Origin of the sequence: Tahibacter aquaticus (assembly GCF_004363655.1) — a bacterium.
GTDB lineage: Bacteria > Pseudomonadota > Gammaproteobacteria > Xanthomonadales > Rhodanobacteraceae > Tahibacter > Tahibacter aquaticus.
The window spans coordinates 1-18,947 of record NZ_SNZH01000010.1; the positions used below are offsets into that span (position 1 = coordinate 1).

18 protein-coding genes and 1 pseudogene are annotated in these 18,947 nt (G+C 67.3%); 8 read left to right on the forward strand and 11 right to left on the reverse strand.

Annotated features, from left to right (window positions below; all coding sequences use genetic code 11):
• Nucleotides 1-184: pseudogene (locus tag DFR29_RS15915) on the reverse strand (hypothetical protein); the annotation flags it as partial.
• Nucleotides 185-839: 655 nt separating this feature from the next.
• Here DFR29_RS15915 and DFR29_RS15920 point away from each other — a divergent pair.
• Together DFR29_RS15920 and DFR29_RS15925 are read left to right on the forward strand one after the other, a co-directional pair.
• Nucleotides 840-2,471 carry an ATP-binding cassette domain-containing protein gene (locus DFR29_RS15920; protein WP_133819609.1) on the forward strand — a complete coding sequence of 544 codons (1,632 nt, stop codon included), beginning with the start codon at nucleotides 840-842 and terminating at the stop codon, nucleotides 2,469-2,471.
• Nucleotides 2,472-2,653: 182 nt separating this feature from the next.
• Nucleotides 2,654-3,085, forward strand: a complete 432-nt coding sequence (locus DFR29_RS15925) for a GNAT family N-acetyltransferase (protein ID WP_133819610.1) — start codon at nucleotides 2,654-2,656, stop codon at nucleotides 3,083-3,085.
• A gap of 52 nt (nucleotides 3,086-3,137) precedes the next feature.
• Here DFR29_RS15925 and DFR29_RS15930 read toward each other — a convergent pair whose 3' ends face one another.
• Nucleotides 3,138-3,731: a hypothetical protein gene (locus DFR29_RS15930; protein WP_133819611.1), complete on the reverse strand. Its 594-nt coding sequence runs from the start codon at nucleotides 3,729-3,731 to the stop codon at nucleotides 3,138-3,140.
• A gap of 78 nt (nucleotides 3,732-3,809) precedes the next feature.
• Nucleotides 3,810-4,577, reverse strand: a complete 768-nt coding sequence (locus DFR29_RS15935) for an isocitrate lyase/PEP mutase family protein (RefSeq protein WP_133819612.1) — start codon at nucleotides 4,575-4,577, stop codon at nucleotides 3,810-3,812.
• 273 nt (nucleotides 4,578-4,850) lie between these two features.
• Here DFR29_RS15935 and DFR29_RS15940 point away from each other — a divergent pair, with 273 nt between their 5' ends.
• The 4 genes from DFR29_RS15940 to DFR29_RS15955 all read left to right on the forward strand — a co-directional run bounded on the left by DFR29_RS15940 (nucleotide 4,851) and on the right by DFR29_RS15955 (nucleotide 8,982).
• Complete coding sequence (locus DFR29_RS15940) at nucleotides 4,851-5,516, forward strand: response regulator transcription factor (RefSeq protein ID WP_133819613.1); 666 nt, start codon at nucleotides 4,851-4,853, stop codon at nucleotides 5,514-5,516.
• Complete coding sequence (locus DFR29_RS15945; protein WP_243746079.1) at nucleotides 5,513-6,913, forward strand: sensor histidine kinase; 1,401 nt, start codon at nucleotides 5,513-5,515, stop codon at nucleotides 6,911-6,913. Before DFR29_RS15940 ends, DFR29_RS15945 begins: the two co-directional genes overlap by 4 nt.
• A 117-nt stretch (nucleotides 6,914-7,030) precedes the next feature.
• Entirely contained in the window at nucleotides 7,031-7,831 is an 801-nt protein-coding gene (locus DFR29_RS15950) for a MipA/OmpV family protein (protein ID WP_133819614.1), read from the forward strand.
• 125 nt (nucleotides 7,832-7,956) lie between these two features.
• Nucleotides 7,957-8,982: an NAD-dependent epimerase/dehydratase family protein gene (locus DFR29_RS15955; protein ID WP_133819615.1), complete on the forward strand. Its 1,026-nt coding sequence runs from the start codon at nucleotides 7,957-7,959 to the stop codon at nucleotides 8,980-8,982.
• Between the two features lie 93 nt (nucleotides 8,983-9,075).
• Here the strand turns inward: DFR29_RS15955 and DFR29_RS15960 are convergent, their stop codons facing one another.
• The 3 genes from DFR29_RS15960 to DFR29_RS15970 all read right to left on the reverse strand — a co-directional run bounded on the left by DFR29_RS15960 (nucleotide 9,076) and on the right by DFR29_RS15970 (nucleotide 11,733).
• Nucleotides 9,076-9,258, reverse strand: a complete 183-nt coding sequence (locus tag DFR29_RS15960; protein ID WP_133819616.1) for a hypothetical protein — start codon at nucleotides 9,256-9,258, stop codon at nucleotides 9,076-9,078.
• A 239-nt stretch (nucleotides 9,259-9,497) separates the two neighbouring features.
• Nucleotides 9,498-10,622, reverse strand: coding sequence for a PQQ-dependent sugar dehydrogenase (locus tag DFR29_RS15965; protein WP_133819617.1), 1,125 nt, complete (start codon nucleotides 10,620-10,622; stop codon nucleotides 9,498-9,500).
• Between the two features lie 97 nt (nucleotides 10,623-10,719).
• The gene (locus DFR29_RS15970) at nucleotides 10,720-11,733 is read right to left on the reverse strand and encodes a dipeptidase (protein WP_133819618.1); all 1,014 of its coding nucleotides are present in this window, start codon (nucleotides 11,731-11,733) and stop codon (nucleotides 10,720-10,722) included.
• Between the two features lie 126 nt (nucleotides 11,734-11,859).
• Between DFR29_RS15970 and DFR29_RS15975 the strand changes: the two genes are divergently transcribed.
• Nucleotides 11,860-12,684 (forward strand): S1 family peptidase, encoded by an 825-nt coding sequence (locus tag DFR29_RS15975; protein WP_243746080.1) that lies wholly within the window; start codon nucleotides 11,860-11,862, stop codon nucleotides 12,682-12,684.
• An 87-nt stretch (nucleotides 12,685-12,771) separates the two neighbouring features.
• A complete protein-coding gene (locus tag DFR29_RS15980; protein ID WP_133819620.1) occupies nucleotides 12,772-13,263 on the forward strand; it encodes a hypothetical protein in 492 nt (163 codons plus the stop codon).
• A 94-nt stretch (nucleotides 13,264-13,357) separates the two neighbouring features.
• Here DFR29_RS15980 and mmsB read toward each other — a convergent pair whose 3' ends face one another.
• Genes mmsB through DFR29_RS16005 form a run of 5 tightly spaced genes read right to left on the reverse strand, consistent with a single transcriptional unit; the run spans nucleotide 13,358 to nucleotide 18,926 of the window.
• A complete protein-coding gene (gene mmsB / locus DFR29_RS15985; RefSeq protein WP_133819621.1) occupies nucleotides 13,358-14,248 on the reverse strand; it encodes a 3-hydroxyisobutyrate dehydrogenase in 891 nt (296 codons plus the stop codon).
• Nucleotides 14,245-15,429 carry an enoyl-CoA hydratase/isomerase family protein gene (locus DFR29_RS15990; protein ID WP_133819622.1) on the reverse strand — a complete coding sequence of 395 codons (1,185 nt, stop codon included), beginning with the start codon at nucleotides 15,427-15,429 and terminating at the stop codon, nucleotides 14,245-14,247. Before DFR29_RS15990 ends, mmsB begins: the two co-directional genes overlap by 4 nt.
• Nucleotides 15,426-16,220, reverse strand: coding sequence for an enoyl-CoA hydratase (locus tag DFR29_RS15995; RefSeq protein ID WP_133819623.1), 795 nt, complete (start codon nucleotides 16,218-16,220; stop codon nucleotides 15,426-15,428). The genes DFR29_RS15990 and DFR29_RS15995 overlap by 4 nt, the downstream gene beginning before the upstream one ends.
• Nucleotides 16,217-17,392: an acyl-CoA dehydrogenase family protein gene (locus tag DFR29_RS16000; RefSeq protein WP_133819624.1), complete on the reverse strand. Its 1,176-nt coding sequence runs from the start codon at nucleotides 17,390-17,392 to the stop codon at nucleotides 16,217-16,219. Before DFR29_RS16000 ends, DFR29_RS15995 begins: the two co-directional genes overlap by 4 nt.
• 10 nt (nucleotides 17,393-17,402) lie before the next feature.
• Nucleotides 17,403-18,926, reverse strand: a complete 1,524-nt coding sequence (locus DFR29_RS16005) for a CoA-acylating methylmalonate-semialdehyde dehydrogenase (protein ID WP_133819625.1) — start codon at nucleotides 18,924-18,926, stop codon at nucleotides 17,403-17,405.
• Nucleotides 18,927-18,947: the final 21 nt, after the last annotated feature.

The following is an 18,947-nucleotide window of genomic DNA, read 5'->3' on the forward strand; positions in this document are numbered from 1 at the left end:
ACGGTTTCTTCTTGGCTTCCCCCGTCGGCTCGCCTTCGGGCACCGGTTCTGCGGCCTTGCGCTTGCGCGCGAAGCGCGCGGACAGGTTGCGGCGCCGTTCTTCCAGTCCCAGTTCGGGCCCGAAGGTATCGACCAGTGTGTAGCCCAGGCGAGAGACCGCATCCCGGTCGCTGCCGATGGCCACCAGGGTGTCGTTGCCGCGCTGGACCAGGCGGTTGAGGCGGGCGATGCGCGGTCGCAGTACATCGAGCGCGGCCGCTTCCTGCTGCCGAGTAGTTTAAGAATCAACTATTCGATTTATTGTTCTGCAAAAACGGCGTGGGCATGCGGGTTTTTTCTCTGTCTTGGGACCAGCCAATGCAGAGAACCGCCATGCACGCTACGCAGATCCTACAACGGTTTTCCGACACGCATTTTCCGACGATCCACGCCTCTCGGCGAGGCTGCCTCATCGATGCGGCAGGGTCGGTCATGCAGGGCAACCCGCTGCGGCTCTCGCGCATTGGCCGGGGGATGGTAAGGCGCCCAGGGACGTTCAAAGCCGCCCTCAAACGCGTGGATCGACTGGCCGGGAATCCGCGTATCGAGGCGGAGAACCGCCAGGCCAGCTGCGCCATTGTCAGTCAGCTCTGCGCCTTACGTGGCGAGTCGGCGGTCGCTAGGCACGGCCGGAAACCCGCGCCCGCTTGCCCTGATGGGCGCTGCCCCTATAATCGCCGCCGGTTTCCCTGCGGCAGAGGTATTCGTCCAATGCGCCACTGATGCCGCCGTCGTCCTGACGGCCAGTCTCCAACCACCCGCCGCGTGCGGGGGAGTCCTGGGCATCGTGGGTATATCGCATGACGAATCCGCTATTGGCGCTGGAAAGCGCCACCGTTGTGCTGCCGGACGGCAGGACACTTTTTTCCGCGCTCGACTACGCCTTCGACCAGCGCCCTACCGCACTGGTCGGCCGCAATGGCGTGGGCAAGAGCGTGCTTGCCCGCGTATTGGCCGGGCAGCTGCCACTGACAACCGGACGCTGCCTGCGTTCCGGCAGCGTGCACTACCTGCCGCAGCAGATCGACCAGGCCGCACACGCCTCGGTCGCGGCACTGGCCGGTGTTGCCGCCCCCTTGGCCGCATTGGCACAGATCGAGGCCGGCAGTGCCGATCCGGTGCATTTCGATACGCTGGCCGAACGCTGGAATCTGCGCCGGGAATTGCACAGCGAACTGGCGCTGGCCGGCCTGGCCCATCTGCGCGCCGAAACGCCGGCGCAGACGCTCAGCGGCGGCGAAGCCATGCGTGTCGCGCTGGTCGGCGCGCAGCTGTCCGCTGCCGATTTCCTCATTCTGGACGAACCCAGCAACCATCTGGACCGGCCGAACCGGCTGGCCCTGCTGGCCCAGCTGCAGCGCTGGCCGCGCGGCCTGCTGGTCATCAGCCACGACCGCCAGCTGCTGCAGGGCATGAGCCACACGCTGGAACTGTCGCCGTCGGGCCTGCGCAGCTACGGCGGCGGCTATGCGTTCTACGCCCAGTGCAAGGCCGAGGAGCGCGCGGCGGCCGTGGCGCAGCTGGAACAGCGCAAGACCGAGCGCCGCCGCGAAGAACTCGCCCTGCGCGAGCAACGCGAGCGGCAGGAACGCCGCCAGGCCAACGGCAACCGCGAGGCGCGCGAGGCCAACCAGGCGAAGATCCTGCTCGGCCTGCGCAAAGACCGCAGCGAAGACAGCGCCGGCAAACTGCGCCTGCAGCAGGCGCAGCGGCGCGAAATCGTGTCCGAGCGCGTGCGCGAGGCAGCGCAACAGGTGGAAAAAGCAGCATCCGTCACCTTGCATGCGCAGGGCGCCGCCACACCGGCGCAGCGGCGCGTCGCCCAGCTCGACGCGGTGGATCTGCCCTTCGTCGCCCCGGCGCTGCGCCGCATCGATCTGCTGCTGGGCGGCCGCCAGCGCATTGCCGTGAGCGGACCGAACGGCTGCGGAAAATCCACACTGCTAAAAGTACTGGCCGGCCTGCTGCCGCCGCTGCGCGGAACGCGCCAGGCCTGGCTCAGGCCGGCCTACCTGGACCAGCATCTGGCCGGCCTCGATCCGCAGCAGTCCACCCTGCAGCAACTGACGGCGGCAAACCACAGCGCGGGCGAGGATGTATTGCGCACCTACCTGGCACAGCTGGACCTGGATGCGCAGCGCATTCTTCTGCCCAGCGGCTTGCTCAGCGGCGGCGAACGCCTGAAGGCGGCGCTGGCCTGCGCGCTGTATGCCGATCCGCCTGCGCAATGGCTGTTGCTGGACGAACCCGGCAATCATCTCGACCTGGCTTCGCTGCAGGCACTGGAAGCGATGCTGCAGCAGTATCCGGGTGCGCTGGCCGTGGTATCGCACGACGAGGCGTTTCTCGACCGCCTGGGGCTGACGCATCGTCTGCAGGCAACGGCACAGGGATGGCGCATGGAAGCCTACGATGCGGTATCGCTGCCCTGAGAAAAAGCCGCGTGCCGCACACCACGACGGTGCAATTCGCTGCGCTCATCGCACCCTACCCGTGCAGCCGGCCGCTTTCGGCCAACTGCGCAGGACGCGATGAACAGCGCGAAGTGCGCCGCCGGCGTGCCGTGATGCGCACGACAATCCGGACCATTGCAAAACACCAGCCACGGGAAAGCATGAACACTCACACCATCCAGCCTGCCACCGTGCAGGAAAGCGAAACCCTGTGCGCGCGGCTGCGCGCCTTCAACCGCCGCGCCGTCGGCGAGTTCGAATTCGCGCCTGTCGCCCTGGCGGTACGCGGCACGCAGGACGAACTGCTAGGCGGCTTTCTCGGCGAGGTCTATCTGGGCTGGCTGGCGATCGATGTGCTCTGGGTCGACGCAGCCCTGCGCGGCAGCGGGCTGGGTTCGGCGCTGCTGCGGCAGGCCGAGGCACGCGCTGTTGCACTCGGTGCGGAGGCGGCCTATCTGGATACCTTCGAATGGCAGGCCGAAGCCTTCTATCGCCGGCACGGCTACGCAGCATTCGGCCAGCTGGACGATTTTCCCCGCGGCTTCCGCCGCGTTTTCATGCGCAAGACAGCGCTTGCCACGGTGTTGGCCTGACCGTTGCCGGCAGCGGCGTGCCCTGCGCACCGCTGCCGACGACAGGCTGCTGTCAGGAGCCGGTTTCCGACGGCAGGCCAAACCACCACAATTCGTTCGGATTGCCGCCGCCCCAGCCGTCCCAGGCGGCGACGGCGCATCCGGCCTGCCAGGGGCCGTCGCCAAGAATGTTGAAATTGCGGTCGAAATCGAAGCAGGGGCGGATCGCGTACGGCGCGCCCAGCGTGACGGTCGGCGGCAGCGAGCCGGCCGCATTCAGACCGAACACCAGCGGAATCAGCGCGCCGGCAATGGCCCAGCCCAGCGCGGTTTTCGCCGCACCATCGCCGGGAGTGACCTCGGCGACGTTCAGCCGTTCGTTGGTGTCGTAGCTCAGCTCGCCGTCCAGCGACTTGGCTTGCACCGTCAGCGCGCCGTCGCCGCCGACGTTGAGTACGCGCTTGCCGTTGCCGCTCCACAACGCGATATTGCCACTGCTGTCCAGGCTGTCGACAAACCAGTACTGCGAGGTGTCGCCGTAGCGATACGGCTCGACCACCAGGCTCTGCTTGTCCGGGCCTACGCACAGGCACAGCTTGAGCGGACTGCCGGCCGGCGAGAACAGGATCAGCGGCTGGGTGGCGAGGATTTCGTCAAATGTGGACATGTGCAAGCGCTCCGCGGCGAGGGATACGCTTGCTTGCGTAAAACCGGCGGCCGGACTGTCAGGCGTGGCAGACGCGGATCAGCCCCCCACCTGCGTCGCCGACTGCTGCAGGGATTTCATCGCCGCCAGGTAAGGCCCGGGCCCATGGCTGATGCGCGCCACACCCAGTGCCGCCAGTTTTTCCAGGGACGGCGTCGTTGCACCGACCATGATATTGACCGGCAGCGGCGAGGCATCGACCAGTTGCGCGATCAGTGCCTCGTCGGCCAGGCCAGGCACGAACAGGCCGTCGGCCCCGGCCGCGGCATAGGCCTGCGCCCGCGCTACGGCTTGCGCCAGCATGGCCGCATCGTGCGCTTCGGGCGGACGCTGGAAGAACACGTCGGTACGCGCGTTGATGAACAGATCGACCGATGCCGCCGTGGCTGCCGCCCTGGCCTGCACATAGCGCTGCACCTGTTCGTCGATGCCACGCAGGCTGCCGTCGGCGGGAAAGCTGTCTTCCAGATTGCAGCCGATCGCGCCCGCGGCAATCGCCTGCGCGATGCTGGCGCCGACGTCCGCGGCGCTCGCGCCGTAGCCGCTTTCCAGATCGATGGTGACCGGCAGCGCGGTGGCCGCGACGATGCGCGACAGGTTGGCCAGGGCGAACGACAGCGGCATCTGTTCGCCGTCGGCGAATCCATTGGCCGCGGCAACGGCCCAGCTGCCGGTGGCAATCGCCGGCGCGCCGGCGGCCGCCACAGCCTTGGCACTGCCCACGTCCCAGATATTGAAAAGTACCAGCGGGCGGCCGGGCTGGTGCAGCGAGCGGAAGGTCTGGGCCTTGTGTTGCTGAGTCGACATGACTACCTCGGAATGCGGAAGGATGAAGGCGGCAGCTGGGCCGCTGCGTGCAGAGTGCCGGCCTGCACGCATCCGGGCAATGACGTAGCAGGTCATGGAAACGCGATGGCAGAGGTCAGGCAACGCGGCATCGGCCCTGCGCGCCACGGCCATGACAGCGGCAGGCCGGCAACGACGCGGCATTGCCGAAGGTCGGGGCGCGCCGGTCATGCACATAAGAACTTCTTAATCGCCGCCCCGCTACGCTGCGCCGGACAAGGAAACCGTATCGCCGTGAACCTGCTGCTGGTCGAAGATGACCCCATGCTCGCCGACGCCATCTGCGACGGCGTACGCCAGCATTCCTGGAATATCGACCACGTGGCCGACGCGGTTGCCGCCAAGGCCGCCCTGGTCGACCATGCCTATGCCGCCGTGCTGCTGGACATAGGCCTGCCCGGCGAATCCGGCCTGAGCGTGCTCAAGGCCATGCGCCGGCGCTACGACGCCACACCGGTGATCATCCTTACCGCGCGCGGCCAGCTCAGCGAACGCATACGCGGCCTGGATTCGGGCGCCGACGACTACGTGGTCAAGCCGTTCCAGTTCGACGAACTGCTGGCGCGCGTGCGTGCCGTCAGCCGGCGCAGCCAGGGCCGGGTATTGCCGGCGCTGTGCTTCCGCGACGTCAAGCTGGACCCGGCCAAGCGCCTGGTGACGCGGGCCGGCCAGCGCGTAGCCCTGAGCGCGCACGAATACCGCACCCTTCTGGCGCTGATGGAAAGACCCGGCCAGGTGATCACGCGCGACACGCTGGAAGACGCGGTCTACGGCGCCGACAGCAGCATCGAGAGCAACACCATCGCGGTATTCATCCACCAGCTGCGGCGCAAGCTGGGCGAGGACATCGTCATCACCGTGCACGGCCATGGCTACATGATCGGCGAGGCCGAGCGGTGAAATCACTGCAGTGGCGCATGATGGCCGCGCTGGGCATGGCCGTCGCGGCGTGCTGGACCGTCGCGCTATGCCTGCTGATGAGCTATCTGTCGCACAACCAGAACAGCATCTGGGACGACAAGCTGGAATCCATCGGCAACCAGATACTCACCACCATTCCCGGCGACACGACACTCGATTCGCCGGGACCGGAAGCACTCGGCAGGCCGAGGCCGACGCTGCAGCTGCGGCCGGGAGCCAGCAGCCACACCGAACCGCTGGCGATCCAGATCTGGCTGGTGGGACAGCGCCTGGCCTTCCACAGCCCAGGCGCACCGGCGCAGGCGCTGCGGCCCGATTTCCAGGAAGGGCTGGCGACCACCATGGTCGAGGGCCAGAGCTGGCGTGCGTATTCGGTATCCGACCGCAACGGCATGGTCTACGTGCAGGTGGGCTATCTGCACAGCGCCATCGACCAAGAACTGGGCCGCAAGGCGATCATTGCGCTGGCCTTGAATACCGCATTGCTGGTGATGCTGGGTGGACTGATGTGGTGTGCCGTGAGCCGTTCGCTGCGTCCGCTGGGGCGGATCACCGCAGCACTGCGTGAACGGCGCAAGTTCGATCTGACGCCGTTGCCCACGGTGGATATTCCGCGCGAGATACGTCCGCTGGTGGAATCCTTCAATACCTTGATGACCAGCCTGGATCACGCGGTGCGGGCCGAGCGCCGCTTCATCGGCGACGCCGCGCACGAACTGCGCACGCCGCTGTCGGCCTTGCACGCGCAGGCGGAAGTGGCGCTACACGCGCGCAACAATGACGACAAGGACGCCGCGCTGCGCAAACTGCTCGACGTGTCCGAGCGCAGTACCCGCCTGTCGGAGCAGTTGCTCGACCTGGCCCGCCTGGAAGCTGGCCTGCATGCGAGCCAGCGCGAGCCCGCCGAACTGAGCGACCTGATCGTCTACGTGGCGAGCGAGTTCGAGCTGGTCGCGGCCAGTCGCGGCCTGAAGATTGCGCTGCTCACCGCACCCTGCCAGATCGACTGCGACGTCGACGAGATTGGCATCCTGCTGCGCAACCTGCTCGACAATGCCATTCGCTACGGCCGCGATGGCGGCCGCATCCGCGTCAGCTGCGGACGCAGGACGGCGCCGCAAGGCGATGGCGTATTCGTCGAAGTGGCCGACGACGGCCCCGGCGTACCTCCGGACCAGCGCGGGGCGATCTTCGAACGCTTTCACCGCGTCGCGGGCAACAAGGCCCGCGGCAGCGGCATCGGCCTGTCCCTGGTCGCCGCGATTGCAAAAGTACACAACGCCACGATTGAAACCTGTGACGGACTGGAAGGCTGCGGCTTTTGCATCCGCATCGTCTTTCCCGCGGCGGATACAGACAGGACAACGCCGGCCTGACGGTTTGCACGGCGAATGCGGCTTGAAAGCCGCTTGATCTTCCCAAGAAAAAATTAAAGCGGCAGCAGTAATCTGCCGCCACACACAACGCGGCACCGCCGCAGGGGAACACTAGAGATGACGATACCGATGCAAGTCCATAGCGCCGGCGACAGCCGGCACCGCACACTCGCCGCCATCGCAACGGCGGGACTGGCCTTGCTGGGCCAGGGCACGGCGCTGGCAGCGGAAGACGCGCAAGGCGGCAAGCCACGCTGGGGCATAGGACTGGGTGGCGGCGTGCTGCAGAAGGCCTACCGCGATATCGACAGCAAGACCATCGGCATTCCCCTGCTGATTTACGAAGGCCGCTGGATCAGCCTTACCGGACCTGGGCTCAGTTTCAAATTTCCCGACGCGGGTGCGTTCTCCTTCGCGCTGACCGCGCAGCTGTCGCGCGATGGCTACGAGGATTCGGATTCGCCATTCCTGGCCGGCATGGACGAACGCAAGGACAATGTCTGGGTCGGCGCTTCGGCCAAGTGGCATACGGAAATTGCCGACTTCGCCGCACACTGGCAGACCGATGCGTCCGACTACAGCGGCGGACAGAAATTTTCCCTGTCGGCACAGCGCCGCTTCTCTGCCGGGCGTTTCGATTTCACCCCGCGTCTGGCCGCAACCTGGCTGGATGCCAGCTATGTGGACTACTACTACGGCGTGCAAGCGCACGAGGTGCGCCTGGCACGCCCGCTGTACACGCCCGGCTCCACCGTCAATTTCGAGGCCGGCCTGCGCACCGGCTTCCGCCTGCGCGAGCGCGATTCGCTGTTTCTGGACCTGGGCGTAGAGCGCCTGGGCAGCGCGATCGAAGACAGTCCACTGGTGGAAAAATCCAGCGAGTCGCGCGTGTTCATGGGCTACGTGCACCTGTTTTGAGGCACTGCCCCTGCGGGCGCGTGGCGGCGCGCCCTGCATCGCCGCGCGCCGTTGCCGCTCCGCCCCGCTTCTTCATCCAGGCTGCCGGTCGGCGTAAACGGCCGGCGGCGGAATCAGGAACTCCAATGAATAGCGGCGTCAGCGACGTTTCCGTTCTCGTCACGGGCGGCCTGGGCTATCTGGGCAGCTGGATGCTGATTGCCTTGCTGCGCCAGGGTTACCGGGTGCGCGCGTCGCTGCGCGATCTGGCCCAGGAGAAACAACTGCGCGCAACGCTGGCGCCGTTTACCACCTCGCTGCACCGCCTGAGTTTTCATCGCGCCAGCCTGCTGCGCGACGAAGGCTGGGACAGCGCGATGCAGCAGTGCCAGTTCGTCGTGCATACCGCCGCGCCAGTGCGGCGGGGCGACTACCGGCCGCAGGACATCATTGCGCCGACGCGCCAGGCCACCTTGCGCATACTGCGTGCGGCACGGCGTGCCGGCGTGCGCCGCCTGGTACTGACCTCGTCGGCGCAGGCAGCGCTGCCGCCGCCGCAGGGCGCAGCAATCAGCGACGAAACGCAGTGGACCGGCCTGGACGACACAGGCACCAGCGATACGGTCCGCGCCAAGACCCTGGCCGAGCAGGATGCCTGGACCTTCGTGCGCACACACGGCGGGCCGGAACTGGTCACGGTGCTTCCTGCCTTCATTCAAGGCCCGGTCGTCAGCGCCGACTATTCCGCGTCGATAGGCCTGGCCGCGCGCATTCTGCGCGGCAAGATGCCGCTGCTGCCGCGGCTGGGTTTTTGCCTTGTCGACGTGCGCGACCTGGTGGACCTGCATCTGCGCGCGATGACTCATCGCGACGCGGCGAACCAGCGCTTCATCGCCGCCGGCGAGTTTCTCTGGATGCAGGATATTGCCGCGGCCTATCGCGACGCGTTTCCCGAGCGCGCCGCGACCATCTCGCTGCGTAGCGCACCCGATGCCTTGGTCCGGCTGCTCGCGCTGTTCAGCGGCGAACTGCGCCAGGCGGTCACCAGCCTGGGCCAGCGGCGCGAGTTCAGCTCGGCCAAGGCCGAGCGGATGCTCGACTGGCGTCCGCGCCCGGCACGGGAGTCGCTGATCGAAGGCGCCTTGAGCCTGTTGCACAAGGGCCTGGCCTAGGGCGCGATGAGCAACGCGAACTGCGCCGCTGGTCTGGCGCAATGCCGACCCAGGCGTCGGCCGTTACGGGTTAGCGGCAGAAAACGCCGGCACTCAGGTCACCTGTCGCAGCTTCGCGCGTTCTTTCCTGACCAGGGCTTCGTTCAGCCGGATAAATTCACGCAGCAGCTCGTTGCCGGGATCGCTGGCCAGTTCGGCACGGGCGCAGCAGACATAGGTTTCCAGGCGCTGGATGGCGCGGATTTCGGCCAGGGTTTCGCGAGCCTCGGCGTGCATGTCGGTTCCTCGTAAGCATCCGCAGCCGCCAGTGGCTGCGCCAGCCCCAAACGATGGCGGCAATGGCGCGGGGTTGCATGCGCTGGCGTCTGGCAGGCACCTAGGAAATTTCCGAGATGTCGTTGCGGGCGTTTCCGAGCCCGGCGTACGCTGCACGGACAGGGCGGATATGCGCCTTGCCCGCGCCAGCACCGCCAGCCGTGTCCGCTGCATCGCCGCGCTGCGCGGCGGCGCTTTGCTTACGCCTTGGGCGTCAGCTTCAGCAGGCGCCCGCCGGTACCGTTCATCTGATCTTCCAGCAGCCATATCGCACCGTCAGGCCCCTGCTCCACTTCGCGGATGCGCACACCCATGTCGTAGCGCGCGGCCTCCTTGACCGTGCTGCCGTCGAACTCGACGCGTACCAGCGCCTTGCTCGACAGGCCGGCGATCAGGCCGTCGCCCTTCCAGTCGGGAAGCTGGCTGCCGGAATAGATGATGAAGCCGCCGGGCGAGATCACCGGCGTCCAGCTCAGCGCCGGCGCGTGGAATTCGGGCCGGGTGTGGTGGTCGGGAATATCCTTGCCGTCGTAGTGGTCGCCATTGGATACAATGGGATAACCGTAATTGTGGCCACGCTCGACGCGATTCAGCTCGTCGCCGCCCTTGGGCCCCATCTCGATATTCCACAGCTGGCCCTTGGCATCGAAGGCAATGCCCAGCGGATTGCGATGACCCAGGCTCCAGACCTGGGCGGCAACGCCACCCTGCTCGGCGAAGGGATTGTCCTTGGGCAGGGAGCCGTCGTCGTTGAGGCGCACGATCTTGCCCAGGTTCGATTTCATGTCCTGGGCCGGATCGAAATGCTGGCGTTCGCCCGAGCTGATGAACAGATGGCCGTCGGGTGCGAAGGCAATGCGGTGGCCGTAATGGCCGCGGCCGTCGAGCTTGGGTTCCTGGCGCCAGATGACCTTGCTGTCCGACAGCGCGCCGCCGCCCTTGTCGTCCAGGCTCAGCCGGGCCCGTGCCACGGCCGCGCCACGCTTGTCGCCCTCGCCCGCTTCCGCATAACTGAAATAGATGAAACCGTTGTCGGCGAATTTCGGATGCGGCACCACGTCGCCGAAGCCGCCCTGGCCGCCGTAGTCGACGGCCGGCGTGCCGCTGATCTCGCCGATCTTGCCGTCCTGGGTGACGAGCTTGAGCTTGCCTTTCTTCTCGCTGACGAGCATGCGCCCGTCGGGCAGGAAGGCGATGGCCCAGGGTTCGGCCAGCTTGGCCACCGGCCTGGCCTCGAACGGCGGCGGCGAAGCGGCCGGGGGCTGTGCCAGGGCGCTGGCCGAAACGGCCGCGAGCGCGGCAGCGAGCAGGGTTTTGCTGAGCATGAGGGTCTCCAGGGATCGGCACCGCGGGCTGCGCGGCAAAACACAGTCGTTTATGCCTGAACCGGCGGCAAGAAAATGTCTGCGGCGGCGCAGCCCGCTAGGCGCGCCAGACCTGTCGCGCCAGGCGCAGCCAGTTGCCGCCGAGCACGGCCGCGAGCTGGTCGTCGCTGAAGCCGCGCGCAAGCAGGATGTCGGCCAGTTCGGGCAGCTGCTCCGGCTCGACCATGCGCATGCCGGCGCCGTAGCCCAGGTGCGGCGGGAAGATCTCCGGATGGGCCAGCACGTACTCGTCGACTTCTTCCTTGTCGAAGGTGTAGTCCAGACCCAGGCCGACATGTTCCACGCCCACCAGGTCGGCGACGTACAGCACGTGCCGCGCCAGCGCCGCCGAGGATGCATCGTTGTCGCCGAGGAAGATGCCGATGCCGTTGATGCCGATCACGCCGCCGCGAGCGGCGCAGGCGCGGATCAGGTCATCGGGAATATTGCGCGGATGGTCGCGCAGCGCGCGCGGATTGGAATGCGAGAAGATCACCGGTGTCGGCGAGGCATCGATGGCCTCGCGTGCCGTGCGATAGCCGGTATGCGAGCAGCAGGCCAGCATGCCGACCCTGGCCATTTCCTGCAGCAGCTGCCGGCCGAAATCGGACAGGCCTGCATCCTCGTCCTGGCAGCCGCCGCCGGCGAGGTTGTTCTGGTTGTAGGCCAGCAGCATCCAGCGCACGCCCAGGTCGTAGTAGAGCTGCACCAGGCTGAGCTGGTCGTCGATGGCGCGCGCGCCTTCGATGTCAAAGCCGATGGCGAGCTTGCCTTCGCTGCGGGCAAGCGCGATGTCCTCGACCGTGGCGATCAGGCGGTAGCGGTCGGCATGGCGCGCAAACCAGTCGCGCAGGCTGGCCAGCATGCGCACATGTTCCTCGATGCTGTGCTGGCCGAAACCGACATTGACGATGACCACGTCGGCGCCGACCGCGCGATGACGTTCCAGTTGCGGCAGGAAACGCTCGTCGCCGGGCCGCAGCGGCAGGCAGGCGTGGTTGTCCCAGACGAGGTGGCGCGCAAGCAGTTCCCGCGCGCGCGGACTTGCAACAGCAGAGGCAATGGCATTCATCCGCCTAGCCTAGCCGCTATGGCGCAGGACTGGCATCGTGCGCTGCGCAATGACGTGCCGGCCTGCGGCCAACGCAAGCGCCATTGCCGCTACCATCGCCGCTTTGCCAACGCGGGAGAGCAGGCAGTGGCGCTACGCAATTGGCTGTGGCTTCTGGCCGCGCTGGCCGTGCTGCCGGCGAACGCCATCGTGATCCGCGCCGACATCGCCGATGCCGACTATCGCGCAGATGCCAGCGAATTGCCGGCCCTGGCCGACCTGCCCGGGGAAGGCCATGGCGTGCTGATTGCACCGCACTGGGTGCTGACCGCGGCGCATGCGGTGCAGGGGCAGACCTTGCGCGAGGTACGCATCGGCCGCAAGGCGCGCGCGGTGGCTGCCGTGATCGTGCATCCTGACTTTCGCGCCGCACCGCCGGAACTGCAGCAGGGCGACGCGGCACCGCTGCTCGCGCTGTTGAAAATCTCGGCGGATATTGCATTGGTCCGCCTGCAGCAGCCGGTCAACGACATCGCGCCGCTGGTGCTGTATCGCGGCAGCGACGAAGCCGGCCAGGTGGCTCGCCTGTACGGCAAGGGCGCCAGCGGCAATGGCGCCAGCGGACAGGACGCGGCCGCGTCGCATCGCGGCGAGCTGCGCCGTGCAGACAATCGCCTGCTCGACAGCGACGGCCATTGGCTGCGCCTGCGCTTTGACGCACCGCCCGCCGCCGAACCGCGCGAAGGCATGCAGGGCAACGGCGACAGCGGCGGCCCGCTGCTGCTGCGCCACGGCGGAAGATGGCAGGTCGCCGGCCTGATGTCCTGGCAATCCTGGCAGGGCGACCTGAGCGGATTTCGCGGTGGGCTCTACGGCACTACCGCTTACGCCGTGCGCGTATCCGCGTTTGCCGGCTGGATAGACGCGACTCTCGCCGCAGACACTGTGCAGAAACGCCGGCCGGCGCGCTGAACCGTTGCGGTTCTTGCGCTAATGCTGGCACCGCCACGCGGCGCGCGGTGCATTCGCTATGGTTCGCGGCGACTCTCCGGGGCTGCCATGAACGACCGCCATTCGCCGCTGCGCACCATCTTTCTCGCCGGTACCGTCAGCGCGACGATCGACATCGTCTACGCCTGCTCTTTCCACTATTTCAACAGTGGAACTTCGCCGTTGCGGATACTGCAGGCGATCGCTTCGGGCATCCTCGGCCCGGCGGCGTTCGACGGCGGCAACGCCAGCGCCGCGCTGGGCCTGGCCGCGCACTACTTCATCCTGATCGTCGCGGCCGGCCTGTATTACGCCGTCAGCCAGCGCCTGCCGCTGTTGCTCGATCGTGCCTATGCCTGCGGCCTGCTGTTCGGCGGCGGCATCTGGCTGACCATGAACTACATCGTATTGCCGCTGTCGGCCGCACCTGCGTTCAAGGGCGGCTCGGCCTTGGGCTTCTGGAGCAATCTCGCCGTGCACGTGTTGTTGCTGGGACCGGCGATTGCCCTGGTCCTGCGCCGCCACCGGCGGCGCGATTCGGCGGTAACGCTGCGCCGCTAGCGGCATCCGGCGCAATTCGCGTCGCTCATCGCGCCCTACCAAAGCACAGGGGTTTCCGTAGGGTGCGATGAGCGCAGCGAATTGCACCGTCGCACTAAACGTCCCTGGCGAACATTTTTACCACACTGGAAAAATCCAGTCCGCCGTTGCCGGCGCTGCTGTTCATGGCGTAGAGATTGCGCGCCAGCTCGCCCAGGGGAATCGACGCGCCCACGCGCATCGCGGCTTCGGCGGCCAGGCCCAGGTCTTTCAGCATGAGGTCGTTGCCGAAGCCGCCGCTGTAGCCGCGCGAGGCCGGCGCATTCGGCAGCACGCCGGGCCAGGGGTTGCAGACTTCCGTCGCCCAGCTGCGGCTGGTGCTGACGGCCATCATCTGCGACAGCACGGCCGCATCCAGGCCATGGGCGACGCCGAGCGCAATCGCTTCGCCGGTGACAGCCATGATCGCGCCCAGGGCCATGTTGTTGCACAGCTTGGCCACCTGCCCCGCACCGCTGGCGCCGACGTGGAAGATGTTCCTGCCCATGGCCTGCAGCAGTGGCCGCGCGCGTTCCAGCGCCTCGGTTTCGCCGCCGACGATAAAGGTCAGCGTACCCGCCGCCGCGCCGGCAGTGCCGCCGGATACCGGGGCATCGATCATCTGCAGGCCGCGCTGTTGTGCCGCGGCCGCGACAGCCTGCGCGCTGGCCGGCGCGATGGTGCTGCAGTCGATGATCAACGCATCTGCGGCAATCAGCGCGAGCACGCCCTGCTCGCCCAGGTACAGCGCTTCGACATGACGGCTGGCCGGCAGCATGGAGATGACGACTTCCGCTTCGGCGACGGCATCTGCTGCCGATGCCGCAGCAACGGCGCCTGCGCCAACGGCCGCCTGCACGGCCGCCGCAGAAAGATCGAAGGCCTGTACGGCATGGCCGGCCTTGAGCAGATTGGCCGCCATGGGCCCGCCCATGTTGCCCAGGCCGATAAATGCGACGCGACTCATGCGGAATGCTCCGTGGTGTGGCCCAGTCCGGCCAGCGGATGCTCGTGCGCCGGCCAGGGTGCGTGAAAGAACGGCTCTACCCAGGCGGCGCTGGCCAGCGCCAGCGTGGCCGGGTTCCACTGTGGATTTTTATCTTTGTCGATCAGCAGGGCGCGTATGCCCTCGGCAAAATCGCCGTGCGCCGCGCAATGCAGCGAGACGGTGTATTCGAGGCGGAAGGTATCGGCCAGCGACAGTTGCGCGGCACGCTGCTGCAAGGCGAAGCCCAGCCGCGCCGAACCGGGTGAGCCGGCGGCCAGTGTCTTCTGCGCGGTCTGCAGCCAGGCGTCGTCGCCAGGCAGCGCGGCAATCGCCGCGACCAGTGCGGGCAGGTCGTCGCTCGGCAAGGCCTGCAGCAAGGCCGCATGCTGCTGCAGCGGTCCCGGTGCGGCGGCTTGCGCGAACGTGGCCAGCACATCGTGCAGCAGCTGTGCATCGGCCTGCGCCGCGCCGCTCCAGCGCTGCTCGCCCAGGCGTGCATAGACCGCCGCGCGCTGCGCTTCCGGCACGAAGACGTCGGCCAGGCCGGCGTAGATCGCATCGCCCGCGTTCAACGGTGCACCCGTCAGGGCCAGAAACAGCCCGGCGCTGCCGGGTACGCGAGGGAGCAGCCAGCTGCCGGCGACATCGGGATACAGGCCGATGCCGATTTCCGGAAACGCCAGGCGCGAGCGCTCGCTGACCACGCGCCGGCCGGCGCCGGCCATGAGTCCGATACCGCCGCCCATGACGATGCCGTGGCCCCAGCACAGCAGCGGCTTGGGATAGGTATGGATGCGATAGTCGAGGCGGTATTCCGTAGTAAAGAAATCCACCGCGTAGCTATTGTTGCGAATGTCGCCGGCGCCACCGGCGACGTAGTCGCGCATGCCGCGATACAGGCCGTGCAGATCGCCACCGGCGCAGAAGGCTTTCTCGCCGGCCCCTTGCAGCACAACCAGGGCAACGCCGGCATCGCCGGCCCAGGCGGCCAGCTGCGCGTCGAGCAATTGCGCCATCGCCAGCGACAGGCCATTCAGGCTGGCCGGTGCGTTCAGCGTGGCTACGCCGATGCGCTTGCCGCCTGCGCTGGGCCACTCGTCGAACAGGACCGGCGATGCCGTCGGGCCACTGGCAGCATCGCTTGCAGCAGCGGCGCTCATGCATTGCTCCATTGCGGCGCGCGCTTCTGCAGAAAGGCATTCACGCCTTCGGCCTGGTCAGCGCTGTCGAACAGATCGACGAAGGCTTCGCGCTCGCGCACCAGGGCGCTGGCGTGGGTCTGCGTGCGCGTTGCCTGCAGCAGTGCCTTGCAGGCGGCGACGCTGGTCGGGCTCTGCTTCTCAGCCTGTTTGGCCCATTCGATCGCGCGAGCCTTGGCCGTGCCTTTGGGCACCACTTCCTCGACCAGGCCGATGCGCAAGGCCGTTGCCGCATCGATGCGTTCGCCCAGCAGGATCATGCGCTTGGCCCAGCCCTCGCCAACCAGGCGCGGCAGGTTCTGCGTACCGCCGGCGCAGGGCAGCAGCCCTACCGTGGCTTCGGGCAGGGCCAGCTGGGCCTGCTCCTCGGCGATGCGCAGATCGCAGGCCAACGCACATTCCAGTCCGCCGCCCATGGCATAGCCGTTGATCGCGGCAATGCTCAGGCCACGGAACGCACTCAGTGTTTCGAAGGCTTCGCCGAAGCGGCGCGCGGCATCGCGGGCCAGTGCCTTGTCACCGTCGGCAAACTGTTTCAGGTCGGCACCGGCGGAAAAGAATTTCTCGCCTTCGCCGACGATGACCAGGGCATAGACATCGCGCCGGGCATCCAGGTCGCGCACCAGCGTGCGCAGCGCGGCCAGGCTGTCGCGGGTCCAGGTATTGGCCGGCGGATTGCTCAGGGTGACGACGGCAGTATGCCCGTCGACGGCCAGCTGCAGGCCGCTATAGGGCGTGGACGCAGAACTCATCGCAATTCCTCTTCGGTATTGAGCAGGTGGCGCGCAATGATCACGCGCATGATTTCGTTGGTGCCTTCAAGGATCTGGTGCACGCGGCAGTCGCGCAGCAGGCGCTCGATCGGGTATTCGCGGATATAGCCGTAGCCGCCGTGGATCTGCAGCGATTCGTTGCACACGGCAAAGCCGGCATCGGTGGCGAAGCGCTTGGCCATGGCGCACCAGATGGTGGCATCGGCCTGGCCGGCATCGAGCTTGCGCGCCGCGCTGTGCACCATCTGGCGTGCGGCGACCAGCTGCGTCGCCATATCGGCCAGCTTGAACTGCAAGGCCTGGAATTCGGCCAGCTTGCGGCCGAACTGGCGCCGCTCGCCCATGTAGCGCCGCGCCGCATCGAGCGCGCCCTGGGCCGCGCCGAGCGAACAGCTGGCGATGTTCAGGCGGCCGCCGTCGAGTCCCTTCATCGCGATCTTGAAGCCATCGCCTTCCCGGCCGAGCAGATTGGCCGCCGGAATGCAGACGTCGTCGAAACTCACGCCGCGCGTAGGCTGGCTGTTCCAGCCCAGTTTTTCTTCCTTGCGGCCAAAGCCGATGCCCGGCGTATCCGCCGGCACCGCAAACGCGCTGATGCCGCGCGCACCGTCGCCGCCGGTGCGGGCCATCACCACCAGCATGTCGGTGGCACCGGCGCCGGAGATGAACGCCTTGGAGCCGTCGATGCGGTAGACCTCGCCGTCGCGCCGCGCCCGCGTCTTCAAGGCCGCGGCGTCGGAGCCGGCGCCGGCCTCGGTCAGGCAGTACGACGCCAGTCGCACACCGCTGGCCAGCAGCGGCCCCCACTGCGCGCGCACGCTTTCGTTGGCGTGCGCGGTCAGCATCCACGTTGCCATATTGTGGATACTGATAAAAGCGGCGGTGGACGGATCGACCGCGGCCAGTTCCTCGAACACGATGGCCGCGTCGAGCCGGCTCAGGCCGGCGCCGCCGGCGGCTTCGTCGACGTACAGGCCGCAGAAACCCAGCTCGCCGGCCTGGCCGATGGCTTCGCGGGGAAAGATGCAGTGCGCGTCCCAGTGCGCCGCCTGTGGTGCCAGTTCGGCCTGGGCGAATTCGCGCGCGGCTTCGCGAAACGCCTGCTGGTCTTCGCTCAGCTCGAAAGCCGATGTCGCTGCTCGGATGTCCATGGCAGCCGCATCACTTCAGGCTGATGGTGGTGTTGACGCCGAGGCTGGGCGCCGCATCGTCGAACCAGCGCGCGGTGACGGTCTTGGTCTGGGTGTAGAAGGTGACCGCCTGCTTGCCGTAGGGACCCAGGTCGCCAAGCTTGGACGCGCGCGATCCGCTGAAGGAAAACAGCGGCACCGGCACCGGAATCGGCACGTTGATGCCGACCTGGCCGACGTCGATGTCTTCCTGGAAACGCCGCGCCGCCGCGCCGGACTGGGTGAACAGCGCAGTGCCGTTGCCATTGGGATTGGCATTGACCAGCGCGATCGCCTCGTCCAGCGTTTCCGCCGCGAGCAGGATCAGCACCGGGCCGAAGATTTCCTCGTCGTAGATACGCATGCCCGGCTTCACGCCGGAGAAGATCGTCGGCGCAACAAAGTTGCCTTGTTCATAACCGGGCACGACGGGGCGGCGGCCGTCCAGCTCCAGCGTCGCGCCCTGTTCCACGCCGGCAGCGATGAGGCTTTCCACGCGCTCGCGTGCGGCGCAGGAGATCAGCGGACCGACGTCGGTGGCAGGCTCGGTGCCGCCGCTGACCTTCAGCGTCTTCGCCTTGGCCACGAGGTCGCCGATCCATTCCCGCGCGGCGCCGACCAGCACTGCGGTCGAGGCGGCCATGCAGCGCTGGCCGGCCGCGCCGAAGGCGGCGCCGGCCAGGGCGTTGAGGGTCTGTTCCTTGTTCGCATCCGGCAGCACGACGGCGTGGTTCTTCGCACCCATCATGCATTGCACGCGCTTGCCGGCCAGCGCAGCACGCTGGTAGACATGCGTGCCGACGCGGGTGGAGCCGACGAAGGAAACCGCCTTGATGTCGGCGTGATCGCAGATCGCATTGACCACGTCTTCGCCGCCGTGCACCACGTTGAGCACGCCGCGGGGAATGCCGGCCTGCAGGGCCAGCTCGACCAGGCGCATGGTCACCAGCGGATCCTGCTCGGATGGCTTGAGCACGAAGGTATTGCCGGTGGCGATGGCCATGGGGAACATCCACAGCGGAATCATGGCCGGGAAGTTGAACGGCGTGATGCCGGCGCAGACGCCGAGCGGCTGCAGCAAGGTATACGTATCCACTCCGCCGGCGACATTGTTGGCCAGCTCGCCCAGCTGCAGGTTGCCGATCGCCGCGGCGTGCTCGACCACTTCCAGGCCGCGGAATACGTCGCCTTCCGCATCGGCCAGGGTCTTGCCCTGCTCGGCCGTGAGCAGCGCGGCCAGTTCACCCATGTGCTCGCGGATCAATTGCTGGTACTTGAGGAAGATGCGTGCACGCGCACCGATCGGTGTCTTGCGCCAGCTGGCGAAGGCACGCTTGCCGGCGGCTACGGCCGCGTCGACTTCCTCGGCCGTGGCCATGGGCACACGCGCCAGCACGACCTGGGTAGCCGGGTTGACCACCTCGCGCCAGTGCGAAGAACGGGATTCGACGAATTCGCCGTCGATCAGAAGTTTTACCGTCGCTACCGCCGCTGCGGCGCGGTTCACATCATTCATTGCCGGTCTCCGTATCGCCCA